This is a genomic window from Pseudomonas sp. XP2, from assembly GCF_053557975.1.
The window spans coordinates 365,648-380,134 of the sequence record NZ_JBNRIK010000001.1 but is presented as its reverse complement, the minus strand read 5'-3'; the positions used below and the strand labels follow the sequence as shown (position 1 = coordinate 380,134).

The 14,487-nt window shown below is 62.0% G+C and carries 14 protein-coding genes; 9 read left to right on the top strand and 5 right to left on the bottom strand.

Annotated elements, in window-relative coordinates:
* Positions 1–76: 76 nt before the first annotated feature.
* From ACK1VC_RS01650 to ACK1VC_RS01640, 3 genes are read right to left on the bottom strand one after another with little or no spacing between them, the layout of a single operon-like run.
* On the bottom strand, positions 77–667 hold the full coding sequence (locus ACK1VC_RS01650) for an LON peptidase substrate-binding domain-containing protein (protein WP_197884240.1): 591 nt from the start codon (positions 665–667) through the stop codon (positions 77–79).
* Between the two features lie 9 nt (positions 668–676).
* The gene (locus ACK1VC_RS01645) at positions 677–1,393 is read right to left on the bottom strand and encodes an LrgB family protein (protein ID WP_043200788.1); all 717 of its coding nucleotides are present in this window, start codon (positions 1,391–1,393) and stop codon (positions 677–679) included.
* Positions 1,390–1,752: a CidA/LrgA family protein gene (locus ACK1VC_RS01640; RefSeq protein ID WP_016489372.1), complete on the bottom strand. Its 363-nt coding sequence runs from the start codon at positions 1,750–1,752 to the stop codon at positions 1,390–1,392. The genes ACK1VC_RS01645 and ACK1VC_RS01640 overlap by 4 nt, the downstream gene beginning before the upstream one ends.
* A 143-nt stretch (positions 1,753–1,895) precedes the next feature.
* Between ACK1VC_RS01640 and ACK1VC_RS01635 the strand changes: the two genes are divergently transcribed.
* From ACK1VC_RS01635 to ACK1VC_RS01595, 9 genes are all read left to right on the top strand, one after another.
* Positions 1,896–2,351, top strand: coding sequence for a MaoC family dehydratase (locus ACK1VC_RS01635; RefSeq protein WP_016489373.1), 456 nt, complete (start codon positions 1,896–1,898; stop codon positions 2,349–2,351).
* A 196-nt stretch (positions 2,352–2,547) separates the two neighbouring features.
* Positions 2,548–3,426 (top strand): 50S ribosomal protein L11 methyltransferase, encoded by an 879-nt coding sequence (gene prmA, locus ACK1VC_RS01630; RefSeq protein ID WP_191087023.1) that lies wholly within the window; start codon positions 2,548–2,550, stop codon positions 3,424–3,426.
* Between the two features lie 42 nt (positions 3,427–3,468).
* The gene (locus tag ACK1VC_RS01625) at positions 3,469–4,830 is read left to right on the top strand and encodes a DUF3426 domain-containing protein (RefSeq protein WP_191087024.1); all 1,362 of its coding nucleotides are present in this window, start codon (positions 3,469–3,471) and stop codon (positions 4,828–4,830) included.
* Between the two features lie 196 nt (positions 4,831–5,026).
* Positions 5,027–6,040 (top strand): tRNA dihydrouridine synthase DusB, encoded by a 1,014-nt coding sequence (gene dusB, locus ACK1VC_RS01620; RefSeq protein ID WP_016489376.1) that lies wholly within the window; start codon positions 5,027–5,029, stop codon positions 6,038–6,040.
* Positions 6,037–6,357 carry a DNA-binding transcriptional regulator Fis gene (gene fis / locus ACK1VC_RS01615; protein ID WP_012274390.1) on the top strand — a complete coding sequence of 107 codons (321 nt, stop codon included), beginning with the start codon at positions 6,037–6,039 and terminating at the stop codon, positions 6,355–6,357. The genes dusB and fis overlap by 4 nt, the downstream gene beginning before the upstream one ends.
* Before the next feature lie 81 nt (positions 6,358–6,438).
* Positions 6,439–8,046, top strand: a complete 1,608-nt coding sequence (purH, locus tag ACK1VC_RS01610; protein ID WP_016489377.1) for a bifunctional phosphoribosylaminoimidazolecarboxamide formyltransferase/IMP cyclohydrolase — start codon at positions 6,439–6,441, stop codon at positions 8,044–8,046.
* Between the two features lie 182 nt (positions 8,047–8,228).
* Positions 8,229–9,524, top strand: a complete 1,296-nt coding sequence (gene purD / locus ACK1VC_RS01605) for a phosphoribosylamine--glycine ligase (protein WP_016489378.1) — start codon at positions 8,229–8,231, stop codon at positions 9,522–9,524.
* Between the two features lie 150 nt (positions 9,525–9,674).
* Positions 9,675–12,446 (top strand): hybrid sensor histidine kinase/response regulator, encoded by a 2,772-nt coding sequence (locus ACK1VC_RS01600; protein ID WP_023049271.1) that lies wholly within the window; start codon positions 9,675–9,677, stop codon positions 12,444–12,446.
* A gap of 97 nt (positions 12,447–12,543) precedes the next feature.
* Positions 12,544–13,140: a MarC family protein gene (locus tag ACK1VC_RS01595; RefSeq protein WP_016489380.1), complete on the top strand. Its 597-nt coding sequence runs from the start codon at positions 12,544–12,546 to the stop codon at positions 13,138–13,140.
* Here ACK1VC_RS01595 and ACK1VC_RS01590 read toward each other — a convergent pair.
* Both ACK1VC_RS01590 and ACK1VC_RS01585 read right to left on the bottom strand, forming a co-directional pair.
* Positions 13,137–13,760, bottom strand: coding sequence for a hypothetical protein (locus tag ACK1VC_RS01590; protein WP_016489381.1), 624 nt, complete (start codon positions 13,758–13,760; stop codon positions 13,137–13,139). The two genes, ACK1VC_RS01595 and ACK1VC_RS01590, sit on opposite strands and share 4 nt — an antisense overlap.
* Complete coding sequence (locus tag ACK1VC_RS01585; RefSeq protein WP_031312560.1) at positions 13,757–14,446, bottom strand: hypothetical protein; 690 nt, start codon at positions 14,444–14,446, stop codon at positions 13,757–13,759. Before ACK1VC_RS01585 ends, ACK1VC_RS01590 begins: the two co-directional genes overlap by 4 nt.
* Positions 14,447–14,487: the final 41 nt, after the last annotated feature.

Genomic DNA, 14,487 nt, shown 5'->3' with positions numbered 1-14,487 from the left:
CCTGCCTCGAAGCAAGTGACATACCTGTGGGAGCGGGCAAGCCCGCGAAGAGGCCAGCCCAAGCAGCACAAAGAGATCAGGCGAAAAGCTCACCCTGAATCCGCTCCAGCAATTTCTGAATCTCCCCCAATCGCTGCTGCGGCGAGTCGAGGGTCAGCAGGTCCAGCTTGTCTTCTTCCATGAACGGCAGCAGGTACGCCAGCTGGTTGGCCAGCGCCTGGCGCCCGTCCACCGGGCGCGGCATGTCCAGCGCCTCGACCATCGGGTGCTCACCCAGCGCCACCAGCAGCGCCAGCAGGTCATCATCGGAATCGAGCAACGGGCTGTCCGCGTGCTCCGGCAGCCATTGCACCTGCCCCACCAGCAACTGGTCCTTCTGCACCTCGGTGCTTGCCAGACTGAAGCGCCGCCCCCCTTCAACGCGAATACCCAGCAAGCCATTATCCTGCTGCGCAAAGTCGCGGATCACCGCTTCACAGCCGATCGAAGCGACCATCGGTGGCGCCTTGCCAACCTGTTCACCTTCCAGGATGCAGACCACCCCAAAGCCTTCGCCCTGCTTCATGCAGCGCCCGATCATGTCCAGGTAGCGCGCCTCGAAAATCTGCAAATCGAGAAAGCAGCCCGGGAACAGCACGGTATTGAGCGGAAACAGCGGTAGTGTCATCACAATTCCTCAAGCTACCAGGCTGACCGCCAGCGGCAGGAACACTGCCGTGGCTACCCCCATCAAGCTCATCGCCAACGCGGCAAAAGCGCCGCATTCGTCACCTTCCTGCAGGGCGACCGAGGTCCCCACCGCATGCGCCGTGACGCCCAGCGACATGCCGCGCGCCTCAGGGCTATGCACGCCGAAGCGGCTCAGCAGCGCCGGGCCGAAGATGGCGCCGATCACCCCGGTGATCAGTACGAACACTGCCGCCAGCGCCGCCACACCGCCAATCTGCTCTGCCACCAGCATGGCAATTGGCGAGGTCACCGACTTGGGTGCCATGGTCATCAGGATCATGTGTTCTGCACCGAACCACCAGCCTAGCAACAGGCAGCAGAGCGTGGCGAACAGGCCCCCGATTACCAGCGTAGTAAATGTGGGCCAGAACAGCTGCCGGATACGCCGCAGGTTGAGGTAGAGCGGCACGGCCAACGCCACAGTGGCGGGGCCCAGCAGGATGTTCATGATTTCGGTGCTCTTGCGATACTCGCTGTATTCAATGCCGCACAGCAGCAGCACGCCGATTACCAGCAACATCGATACCAGTACCGGCTGCAGGAAGATCCAGCGGGTTTTCTCGTAGGCCGCCAGCACCACCTGGTAGGCACCGAGCGTGATACCGATACCAAACAAAGGATGGTGCACCACTGCATCCAGCGCGCCTTGCCAATCGAGCATCATGGCCGCTCCTCGCGCTTGCCCTGGCGGTGAATGAGCGTTTGCATCAGCACACCCACAAAAACCAGCGTCACCAGGCAGGAGATCAGCAGGGCTCCGGCAATCGCCCAGAAGTCGGCGGCGATGTCTTTGGCATACACCATCACCCCCACTGCCGGCGGTACCAGCAACAGCGGCAGGTAGCGCAGCAGGCTGCTGGCCGCCTCGTTCAATGGCTTGCCCACCTCACCGCGGGCCATGAGGAAGCCCAACAGCAGCACCAGGCCGATGATCGGCCCCGGCAGAAACGGCACCAACAAGTGGTTGATCGCCGTCCCCAGCAGCTGGAACAGCACCAGCCAGGTCAAACCACGCAACAGCATAAGCATCTCCCTCGGGCACGGCCGCCATTATAGGCACGCACAGCGATATACCGATATTCGTCGAAAAACAGACAACTTGACTGAAACGGTTCGCCGTGCTGATCTTGCACTTTCGTACCAACTGACAACCTGGAGAGTCCGCGATGCCCTATGTGCCGGTTACAGAGCTTTCGCAGTATGTTGGTAAAGCGCTGGGCCACTCCGCCTGGCTGAAGATCGATCAGCAGCGCATCAACCTGTTCGCCGAGGCGACAGGCGATTTTCAGTTCATCCATGTCGACCCTGAAAAGGCGGCCGAAACCCCGTTTGGCGGCACCATCGCCCATGGTTTTCTGACATTGTCACTGATCCCCAAGCTGATCGAGGACATCCTGGTCCTGCCACAAGGGCTGAAGATGGTGGTGAACTATGGGCTGGACAGCGTACGGTTCATCCAGCCGGTCAAGGTCAACAGCCAGGTGCGGCTGAAGGTGGACCTGGCCGAAGTGGTGCAGAAGAAGCCGGGGCAATGGCTGCTCAAGGCAATTGCTACGCTGGAAATCGAGGGTGAAGAGAAGCCTGCTTATATAGCTGAGTCGCTCTCGCTCTGTTTCGTCTGATGTAACCCCCGGGGGCGCAATGCGCCCCATTCGCAGCACAAGGCTGCTCCCGCAGGGGTATGCGAGCTCCTGAGCAGCCTTGTGCTGCGAATGGGCTGCAAAGCGGCCCCGATCCACAAATCTTCCGCACTCGCGTAGACTGCGAGCCTTCGCGCAGCCTAGGGCTGCCCCCGTCGATTTACCAAAGGTGCCCGCCATGCCCTGGCTGCAAGTACGCCTGGCCATCAGCCCGGAACAAGCCGAAACCTACGAAGATGCTCTGCTCGAAGTAGGCGCCGTCTCGGTCACGTTCATGGATGCCGAAGATCAACCGATCTTCGAGCCAGACCTCAACACCACCCCGCTGTGGTCGCACACCCACCTGCTGGCGCTGTTCGAGGCCGATGCCGAGCCCGAGCAGGTGTTTGCCCACCTGCGCCTGCTGACCGGCGCCGAGCTGCCACAGCACCAGGCCGAGGTAATTGAGGACCAGGACTGGGAGCGCAGCTGGATGGACAACTTCCAGCCTATGCGTTTCGGCCGCCGCCTGTGGATTGTGCCCAGCTGGCACGACGCCCCGGAAAAGGACGCAGTGAACCTGCTGCTGGACCCAGGCCTTGCCTTTGGCACTGGCACCCACCCCACCACTGCCCTGTGCCTGGAATGGCTCGACGGCCAGCAACTTGAAGGCACCCAGGTGCTGGACTTCGGCTGCGGCTCGGGCATTCTGGCCATCGCTTCGCTACTATTGGGCGCCCGTGATGCAGTCGGTACCGACATCGACGTGCAGGCCATCGAGGCTTCGCGCGATAACGCCCAGCGCAACGGCATTGCCGATGAGAAGCTGGCGCTGTACCTGCCCGAGCACATGCCGGCCATGCAGGCCGACGTGCTGGTCGCCAATATCCTCGCTGGCCCGCTGGTGTCGCTGGCTCCGCAGCTGTCGGGCCTGGTGCGCCCAGGTGGCCTGCTGGCGCTGTCCGGCATTCTGGCCGAACAGGGTGAGGACGTGGCTGCGGCCTACGCCGCCGACTTCGAGCTGGACCCGATCGTCGTTCGCGATGGCTGGGTGCGCATCAGTGGTCGCCGCCGCTAAGCGGGCCTAGAATATCCTTCTGCACAGCTCCCGGATTGCCGCATGACCGACAGTTTCGTCACCCAGTGCCCGCATTGCCAGACCAGCTTTCGCGTCACCCACCACCAGTTGAGCGTGGCCCGCGGCGTAGTCCGCTGCGGCCATTGCCTGCAGGTGTTCAATGCCGCCAAGCAACTGCTGGAGCAGAACCGTGCCAGCGCACCTGAGCTGCCGGTGCCAGTACCTGCACCTGTGCCAGCGGCGCCTGCCGAGCCCGTGCCCGCGCCGGCAATCACGCCCGAGCCTGTCCCCCGCGAGCGCAGCATTACCCCTGACGAGGACTGGGCCCTGACCGCCCAGGCGCTGGACGCACTTGACCTCGACCAGGAGCTCGCACGCCTGGAGCGGCGCGGCCAACCGACCCAGGCACGCCCCGCCAACATGGATGACGGGCTGCAGGCGCGGCGTGACGAACCGGGTCCGGACGAGCACGCGGACGACTTGTTCGGCAACGCCACCGGTGAGCCCTTCGAGCCAAAAACGCCCGCAGAGCCCGCCCCTGTGCTGGAGCCGCAGCCCCTGGAGCTGGACCTGGAGCCTGTACCCGGCGAACGCACCGAGCCGACACTGGGCAGTAACCTTGACCTGGACAACGATGACGAGCCGCCCGTACACCGCGCAGCCGGAATCGATGACCAGGCCGCATTCAGCGAACCGCTGCGCGCCAGCGATGACGAAACCCCGGAAAAAGGCCTGAGCGCCCGCGATGATGAACCGCTGGCCCTGCACCTGTCGGCACGCGACGATGACCCTGATGAGCCGCTGCCGGGTGAACGCCTGGAGCCGGCCCTTGCCAGCAAGCCCGAGCGCCCGCTGCGCAAGGAGCCGCTGGTCGATGTGGTCGACGACCCACTGCAACTGGGCTGGGAAAAACCCGCACCTAACTGGGGCAAACGCCTGCTGTGGGGCTTCCTGACCCTGCTGGCCGCTGGCCTGCTGGCATTCCAGTATGTGTGGTTCCACTTCGACGAGATGGCCCGCCAGGACCAGTACCGGCCGATCTTCCAGCAAATTTGCCCGATGGTCGGGTGCCAGGTACCGACCCGCGTCGATATCTCAAGAATCAAGAGCAGCAACCTGGTGGTGCGCAGCCACCCGGATTTCAAAGGCGCACTGATCGTCGATGCGATCATTTACAACCGTGCACCGTTCGCCCAACCGTTCCCGCTGCTGGAACTGCGTTTTGCCGACCTCAATGGCCAACTGATCGCCAGCCGGCGCTTCAAACCCAGCGAGTACCTGTCCGGCGAATTGGCCGGGCGTGGCGACATGCCAAGCCAGACGCCGATCCATATCGCCCTGGACATCCTCGACCCGGGGCCGAAGGCCGTGAACTACAGCCTCAGCTTCCGTTCGCCGGAATAGCCAGCAACCCTGTGGAGGCGGGGATGCCCGCTCCCAGAGGGTACGCGCGGTACCCGGATCTTGGCTCATACCAAAAGTCATAAGCCGACAACTGTTCAGATTTTATCCAAATCCATCTTTATCCGGTCACCGAGAGCGGGTATCATGCCCACCCTTTTTCGAACTCCAAGATTCGGCCCCACAACAGGGATCACCTATGTCGGCGGTACGCATCGGCCCATACACACTACGTAACAACCTGATCCTCGCGCCCATGGCCGGGGTCACGGACCAACCTTTCCGTACGCTTTGCAAGCGCCTGGGCGCAGGCATGGTGGTATCGGAGATGGTCTCCAGCGACATGAGCCTGTGGAACAGCCGCAAGTCGAGCCTGCGCCGCATCCATGAAGGCGATCCCGAGCCACGCTCGGTGCAGATCGCCGGTGGTGACGCGCAGATGATGGCTGCAGCAGCAAAGGCCAACGTCGAAGCGGGCGCCCAGATCATCGACATCAACATGGGCTGCCCGGCAAAAAAAGTCTGCAACAAAGCTGCAGGCTCTGCTTTATTGAGAGATGAAGCCTTGGTCAGCGAGATCCTCCACGCCGTGGTCGGCGCTGTGGACGTCCCGGTGACCCTGAAGATCCGCACCGGTTGGGACCGGGCGAACAAGAACGGCCTGAACGTGGCGAAAATTGCCGAACAGGCCGGCATCCAGGCGCTGGCGGTGCATGGCCGTACACGTGCCGATCTTTACACCGGCGAAGCCGAATACGACACCATCGCAGCCATCAAGCAAGCGGTGTCGATCCCGGTCTTTGCCAATGGCGATATCACCTCGCCAGAAAAGGCCCGGGCGGTGCTGGATGCCACCGGGGTCGACGGCTTGTTGATTGGCCGGGCAGCCCAAGGGCGGCCATGGATCTTTCGCGAGATCGAGCATTACCTGCGCACTGGCGAACACCTGCCAGCGCCGCAACTGGACGAAGTGGAACGCATCCTGCTGGAGCATCTGGCCGCGTTGCATGCCTTTTATGGCGATGTGATGGGCGTACGTATCGCCCGCAAGCACGTTGGCTGGTACCTGGCAACACGACCCGGCGGCAAGGAGTTTCGCTCCCGGTTCAACGCTTTGGAAGACACACAAGCGCAGTGCGCCAACGTTCGCGCGTTTTTCAGTGAACGTCGACAGAGCCTTGGGACAGAGGACGGACAAGGGGTGGCCGCATGACGATGATGACAGAGACATTTGTGAGTGGAACAACGCCCGTGAGCGACAACGCCAACCTGAAACAGCACCTCAACACGCCGAGCGAAGAGGGCCAGACCCTTCGCGACAGCGTCGAGAAGGCGCTGCACAACTACTTCGCCCACCTGGAAGGCGCGACCGTCACGGACGTGTACAACCTGGTGCTCTCCGAAGTGGAGGCGCCCCTGCTCGAAAGCGTGATGAATTACGTGAAGGGCAACCAGACCAAGGCCAGCGAGATGCTCGGGCTGAACCGAGGCACCCTGCGCAAGAAGCTCAAGCAGTACGACTTGCTGTAAGCCAGAATCCCAACCAGAAAAGGCGGCTCCTTGAACAGAGGCGCCTTTTTTGCAGACTCCACCGCGTTATTGGAACCCGAAATGACCGACCAGACTACCCGCCTGCCAGTCCGCCGCGCCCTGATCAGCGTCTCCGACAAGACCGGTATCCTCGAATTCGCCCGTGAGCTGCAGCAGCTCGGTGTCGAGATCCTGTCCACCGGCGGCACCTACAAGCTGCTCAAGGACAACGGCGTGAACGCGGTGGAAGTGGCCGACTACACCGGCTTCGCCGAAATGATGGATGGCCGGGTCAAGACCCTGCACCCGAAAATCCACGGTGGCATCCTGGGCCGTCGCGGCACCGACGACGCCATCATGAGCGAGCACGGTATCAAGCCGATCGACCTGGTTGCGGTCAACCTGTACCCGTTCGAAGCCACCATTTCCAAGCCTGGCTGTGACTTGCCAACCGCCATCGAGAACATCGACATCGGCGGCCCGACCATGGTCCGTTCGGCAGCCAAGAACCACAAAGATGTCGCCATCGTGGTCAACGCCAGCGACTACGCCGGCATTGTCGAAGGCCTGAAGGCCGGCGGCCTGACCTACGCCCAGCGCTTCGACCTGATGCTCAAGGCGTTCGAGCACACTGCCGCCTACGACGGCATGATCGCCAACTACATGGGCACCATCGACCAGGCCAAGGACACCCTTTCGACTTCCGCACGCAGCGAATTCCCGCGTACCTTCAACAGCCAGTTCGTCAAGGCCCAGGAAATGCGCTACGGCGAGAACCCGCACCAGAGCGCGGCGTTCTACGTAGAAGCCAAAAAAGGCGAAGCGAGCATTTCCACTGCCATCCAGCTGCAAGGCAAGGAGCTGTCGTTCAACAACGTGGCCGACACCGACGCCGCGCTGGAGTGCGTGAAGAGTTTCGTCAAGCCGGCCTGTGTCATCGTCAAGCATGCCAACCCGTGCGGCGTGGCTGTTGTGCCTGAAGACGAAGGCGGCATCCGCAAGGCCTACGACCTGGCCTACGCCACCGACACCGAGTCGGCCTTCGGCGGCATCATTGCCTTCAACCGCGAACTGGACGGCGAAACTGCCAAGGCCATCGTCGAGCGCCAGTTCGTCGAAGTGATCATCGCGCCGAAAATTTCCCAGGCTGCCCGCGACGTGGTGGCTGCCAAGCAAAACGTACGCCTGCTGGAATGCGGCGAGTGGCCAGCCGAACGCGCTGCCGGCTGGGACTTCAAGCGCGTCAATGGCGGCCTGTTGGTACAAAGCCGCGACATCGGCATGATCACCGCCGATGACTTGAAGATCGTCACCAAACGGGCCCCGACCGAGCAAGAAATCCACGACCTGGTGTTTGCCTGGAAAGTGGCCAAGTTCGTCAAGTCCAACGCCATTGTCTACGCCAAGCAGCGCCAGACCATCGGCGTGGGTGCAGGCCAGATGAGCCGCGTCAACTCCGCGCGTATTGCTGCAATCAAGGCCGAGCATGCTGGCCTGCAGGTGCAGGGCGCAGTCATGGCATCGGATGCGTTCTTCCCGTTCCGTGATGGCATCGACAATGCCGCTAAAGTGGGTATCAGCGCCGTGATCCAGCCGGGTGGCTCGATGCGTGATGCCGAAGTCATCGCTGCTGCTGACGAAGCCGGTATCGCGATGGTGTTCACCGGTATGCGCCACTTCCGCCACTGATTTACGGCAATCGGCCGCACTGAAGCAGGCATCTGCTGCGTTGGGGCCGGTTCCGCTGATGCTCATTGCCAGAAGGCAACTCCGCTCATCGGAACCGGCACCGCCTTGCATCTACCTGCTTCATTGCGACCTCGTACAGCGTGAGGCTTCGCCTTGCGCCCGAAAGAATTCGAGGTTTTGACATGAAAGTTTTGATCATCGGCAGCGGCGGCCGTGAGCACGCCCTGGCCTGGAAAGTTGCCCAGGACCCACGCGTGGAGAAAGTCTTCGTTGCCCCAGGCAACGCCGGCACCGCCATTGAAGCCAAGTGCGAGAACGTCGCCATCGACGTATGCGCCCTGGAACAACTGGCCGACTTTGCCGAGAAAAACGTCGACCTGACCATCGTCGGCCCGGAAGCACCACTGGTCATCGGGGTGGTCGACCTGTTCCGCAGCCGTGGCCTGGACTGCTTCGGCCCAACCAAGGGTGCAGCGCAGCTGGAAGGCTCCAAGGCCTTCACCAAGGACTTCCTGGCGCGTCACAAGATCCCGACCGCCGACTACCAGAATTTCACCGAAATCGAGCCGGCCCTGGCCTACCTGCAAGAAAAAGGCGCGCCGATCGTGATCAAGGCCGACGGCCTGGCTGCGGGCAAAGGCGTCATCGTCGCCATGACCCTCGAAGAAGCCGAAGCCGCCGTGCGTGACATGCTGGCCGGCAATGCCTTCGGTGAAGCCGGTTCGCGCGTGGTGATCGAAGAGTTCCTCGACGGCGAAGAAGCCAGCTTCATCGTCATGGTCGACGGCCACAACGTGCTGCCCATGGCCACCAGCCAGGACCACAAGCGCGTCGGCGATCAGGACACCGGCCCGAACACGGGCGGCATGGGTGCCTACTCCCCTGCCCCGGTCGTTACCGCCGACGTGCACCAGCGCGTGATGGACCAGGTGATCTGGCCAACTGTGCGCGGCATGGCCGAGGAAGGCAACGTCTACACCGGCTTCCTCTATGCTGGCCTGATGATCGACAAGGCGGGCAACCCCAAGGTCATCGAGTTCAACTGCCGCTTCGGCGACCCAGAGACCCAGCCGGTCATGCTGCGCCTGGAGTCGAGCCTGGTGCTGCTGATCGAAGCCGCCTTCGCCAAGGCGCTGGACAAGGTCGAAGCCCAGTGGGACCCACGCCCGAGCCTGGGCGTTGTGCTGGCGGCTGGCGGTTACCCGGGCGACTACGCCAAGGGCGACGTGATCAGCGGCCTGGACGCAGCAGCCAAGATCGAAGGCAAGGTGTTCCATGCCGGTACTTCGCTCAAGGACGGCCAAGTGGTCACCAACGGCGGGCGCGTGCTGTGCGCCACGGCAATGGGCAGCACGGTTGCCGATGCGCAGCAGCAGGCTTACCGCCTGGCCAGGGAAGTAAGCTGGAACGGCAGTTTCTACCGCACCGACATCGGCTACCGGGCCATCGCCCGCGAGCGCGGTGAACACCAGCAGTAAGCACTACCGGAACGCCGTGCCGCCCGGGGCTGTCAACCGCCCGGCGCACGGCATCCGGCTCGTCGACAAGGCCCGGCACGGGCCTTGCCTTCGACTTGGCGCGCCGCGCATAGTTAGTACCCGGCACATCGGCTAAGAAGGGATTTCGTAGTGCGTCGGCTTCGGATTGCCTCAGCTCTGATCGTCACCTTGCTGACCTTGCTCTTCATGTTACCGGCTGCAGCCGAGCATGACGGAGGCTGGACCGTTCTGCTCGACGAACAGGCCAACCTGCAACTTAGCGATGTACGCTCCGAGCGTTATCGCAACCAGTTCAGCCCGCTGGTACTTGCCGAACTGGATGCCGCTCCGCCGGAGCAGGCCTTGTGGCTGCACTACCGCCTGGAACCAGGCGACCAGGAGCAACTGCTTCGGGTATTCGCCCCCGACCTGTCTGGGCTTGACCTATACGCCCTCCAGGGCGACCAACTTCTGCGTCAGTTGCACCACGGGCGCCAGGCCGGCAATGCCAGCCCGACCCTGCGTGGCAGCGACCATGTACTGCCCCTGCCCAACAGCAGGCAACCACTGGACATCTACCTGCGCCTAGTCTCCGAGCACCAGTTGCGCCCGGCCATCAGCCTTGAACCTGCGGCCGTAGCCGCCTCGGACCATAGCCAGCCACTGCTGTTCGGCATGCTGTTCGGCGGCTTGGTCATGCTGATCCTGCATAACCTGATCCGCTTCCTCTACAGCCACTCCACCACCACCCTGATCCTGGCGCTCTACCACAGCCTGATGCTGCTCAGCGGCCTGATCCTGCTGAACCTCAGCGGCCCTTGGTGGCACGTGTGGCACAACGCGCAAACCCCGGCCGCCTACCTGACACTGGTACTGGCCGGGCTGGCGGGGCTGTATTTCACCCAGCACTTCTTCAACCCGTGCAACTCGCCGCGGATCAACCGCCTGCTGCAGGGCGAAATGCTGGTGGTCGGGGTCAGCGGGCTGGTGCTGCTGTTCGTCGACACCCTGCCCCTCAACCTGATGACCTACGCCTTGCTGGCGCTGGGCAGCGTGAGCATGCTGCTGGTCAGCAGCTACCACTGGTACCGGGGCTATGCACCCGGCCGGCTGTTCAGCCTGGCCATGGTGGTGTTCAACCTGGGTGGCCTGGTGCTGCTGCCGGCACTGCTGGGCCTGACCCGTACCGCTACGCCTTGGCTATTGTGCATTCTGCTGGGGCTGGCCGTGGCCAGCGGCCTGCTGCTCAACCTGGCAGTCAGCGAACGCCTGCGCCGCATGAGCGAAGAGCGCTTCAGCGCCAGCCGCGCCTTGGCCGCCAGCGATGCCGAAATGAACGCCAAGGCCGAGTTCCTGGCCAAGATCAGCCACGAAATCCGCACCCCCATGAACGGCGTGCTGGGCATGACGGAGTTGCTGCTGGGCACACCGCTGTCAGTCAAGCAACGCGACTATGTGCAGACCATCCACAGTGCCGGCAACGAGCTGCTGACACTGATCAACGAAATTCTCGACATTTCCAAACTGGAGTCCCGGCAGATCGAGCTGGATGACGTGCAGTTCGACCTCAATGCACTGATCGAGGATTGCCTGAACATCTTCCGCGCCAAGGCCGAGCAGCAGAACATCGAGCTGATCAGCTTCACACAGCCACAGGTACCGCGAGTGATCAGTGGCGACCCGACACGCCTGCGCCAGGCCTTGTCGAGCCTATTGGAAAACGCCCTGAAAAACACCGATCAGGGCGAAATCCTGCTGGTAGTGGCACTGGACCAACGGGGTGAGCTACCGCGCCTGCGCATCGCTGTGCAGGACAGCGGCGAACCGTTGGCCGCCGCAGACCGTGAAGCGTTGTTGCAAGCCGAGCTGCACAGCCACCACTTCCTGTCCAGCAACAAGCTGGGCGGCCACCTTGGGCTGGTCATTGCCAAACAGCTGATCGGCCTGATGCAGGGCGAGTTCGGCATCAAGAGCAGCACCGGCATGGGCAACACCCTGTGGCTGACCCTGCCGCTGGACCCCTCTCGCCTGGAGCAGCCACCAACCGATCTCGACAGCCCGCTGCGCGATGCCCGCGTGCTGGTGGTGGACGACAATGACACCTGCCGCAAGGTGCTGGTGCAACAATGCAGCGCCTGGGGCATGAACGTCAGCGCGGTGCCTTCGGGCAAGGAAGCGCTGGCCCTGTTACGCACCAAGGCGCACCTGCGTGACTACTTCGACGCCGTGCTGCTGGACCAGAACATGCCGGGCATGACCGGCATGCAACTGGCCGCCAAGATCAAGGAAGACCCGAGTCTGAACCACGACATTCTGGTGGTAATGCTCACCGGTATCAGCAATGCACCGAGCAAGGTCATCGCACGCAACGCCGGGGTCAAACGGATACTTGCCAAGCCGGTGGCCGGCTACACACTCAAAACCACCCTGGCCGAAGAACTGGCTCAGCGCGGCCGCGATCAGGCGGTGCCGGCCAGCCTGCCCGGTATCCCGCAGGCACTGGACCTGCCAGGCGACTTCCGCGTGCTGGTCGCCGAGGACAACAGCATTTCGACCAAGGTAATACGCGGCATGCTCGGCAAGCTCAACCTTGAGCCCGACACCGCCTGCAATGGCGAGGAGGCCCTGCAGGCAATGAAAAACCAGCGCTATGACCTGGTGCTGATGGACTGCGAGATGCCCATTCTGGACGGTTTCTCGGCCACCCAGCAGCTGCGTGCGTGGGAAACCGCCAACCAGCGCCAGCGCACCCCGGTAGTGGCACTGACCGCGCACATTCTTACAGAACACAAGGAACGCGCCCGGCTGGCGGGCATGGACGGGCACATGGCCAAGCCGGTCGAGCTGTCGCAATTGCGCGAACTGATCCAGTACTGGGCCAATCACCGGGAAGCCAAGGTGGACCCGGCGCCTACTTCCTAGACTACGCTGTCGTGCAGTGAACACTGATCACCAGATCAATACGGCCCGCACCCACAATAATTGCGCAACCTTTTTGAGTTTCCGAGGACCAGCGCTCATGCTCCATGAGTTGTTCAGCGTCTACCTGAAAATGCTCGTGCTCTACAGCCCGTTCTTCGTGCTGTCGTGCTTCATCAGCCTGACCCGCGGCCACTCCAGCAAGGAGCGCAAGCAACTGGCCTGGAAGGTCGCTTTCGCAGCCCTGGTCGCCAGCGTGCTGCTCTACCTGTTCGGTCGGGTGATCTTCGGTATTTTCGGCATTACCGCCGACGCCTTCCGCATCGGGGCCGGCAGCGTGCTGTTCATTTCGGCTTTGGGGATGGCGCAGGGCAAGCCGGCGGTACAGGCCGACAACGTGCAGCAGGACGTGACGATCGTGCCGCTGACCATTCCGCTGACGGTTGGCCCCGGTACCATCGGTGCCCTCTTGGTGATGGGTGTGAGCCAACCGCACTGGGACGACAAACTGCTGGCCATCGTCAGTATCGCGCTGGCCAGCTTTACCGTCGGCCTGGTGCTTTACCTGTCGCACGGTATCGAGCGGATCCTTGGCGACCAGGGCCTGCAGATCGTCAGCCGTCTGATGGGGCTGTTCGTCTGTGCCCTGGCGGCGCAGATCATTTTTACCGGGATCAAAGGGTATCTGGTGCCTTAGATGGCATAGTCATGAATGCGCGCCTGGGACACCTTGACGACGCTTTCCTGGACTTTTGGCAATACGCTGTTCTCAAAGGCCAGAATATTGAACCGTACCAGTTCCGCACGCACATTCTTGTGACTGCGCTTGCGGCTGATGAACCCTGCACTGAAAACAGACTGTTTGTCCGCTTCGTGGTAAACCACCATATCAACCCGGTTGTTGCCAGCCGGCGCGCAGGCCAACACTTGAAAGTGTTGCCTCTCGAATGCCTTTGTCTCAAGTTCCTTCAGCACCGATGGCTTCTTCAGCAATGTTTGAATAGACACTTTCACCGATGTAGCAAAGCTGTCTCCGGCCGTTTTGGACAGCGTCTGCAGCAGTTGATCCGTCTGCTGCGTACGCGTCTTGTCCGGCCAATGGATCTGCTCGGCCGTTACGGCATCCCACCCCATGAATTTGAGCTGGTTACGGTAATAAGCGAACCAGTCTTTTATCAGCCCCTCCTTGTAAGCGGTATCGGTGGCTCGTTCGGCCATCGCCAGGGCCAGCTTCACCTTGTCTTTCTGCGCGGCATCAATGCCTGGCAAAAAGGAAACGATCCCGGCGCCGATCACGGCAGACGTGGCTTCACTCATGATGCTGCTCCTGTAGGTTGCGCGTAAGGGTCAAAGCGGTAAGCAGCTTGTGCGTCTTTGCTTTGCATCAAGGCTTGCAATTCACCACGCTGGTGCTGGAAGCGCCCTTCATCCAACGCCAGAGAGACGCCATTGAACTCGGCTTCGCCATCAAGCACGTGTTCGCTCGTAAATGTCGCCATCGAGACCAGCGAGAGTGGCTGGTCGATTTGCATCGAGATGCTGCACAGGTCCAGTGTCGGTCCCGGCTTGAGTACGCCGAGTTCGATGACCAGCGTGGAGGACTGGGCCTGGTCGTGTGCGCTGAACTTCAGCAGGTGCCGCAAGCCCTCAGCAGATCGAGCGAGGCCCGACTTGATTCCCGCCAGCACGGCCTCATGGCGTAACGAGCGAATTTTCAGCCAGGCTTCAAGTGGCTGTATATGCGCGTTGCGCACGGGTCGCCCCAACTGCTTGAGGTCATGTGTGCTGGCCAGCTTGATCCAGCCCAATTGGCGGTAAGCCTCGCGATACGCGGCATACCAGCGTTCATAATTGTCGATGCGTGAACCGGCGTGCTTGTTGGCCACCAACTGTGCGTAAAGGATTGAATCAAAAGCGGCCTGGCGTTGTGCCTCGACCGTGCCCGGCGAATACAGCAATGCTGTTCCGCCAATCAACATCAATTGCTCAGCTGCTCTATCCATCGTGTTACCTCATCACAAAGAACCGAACAAGGCGGCGTTGC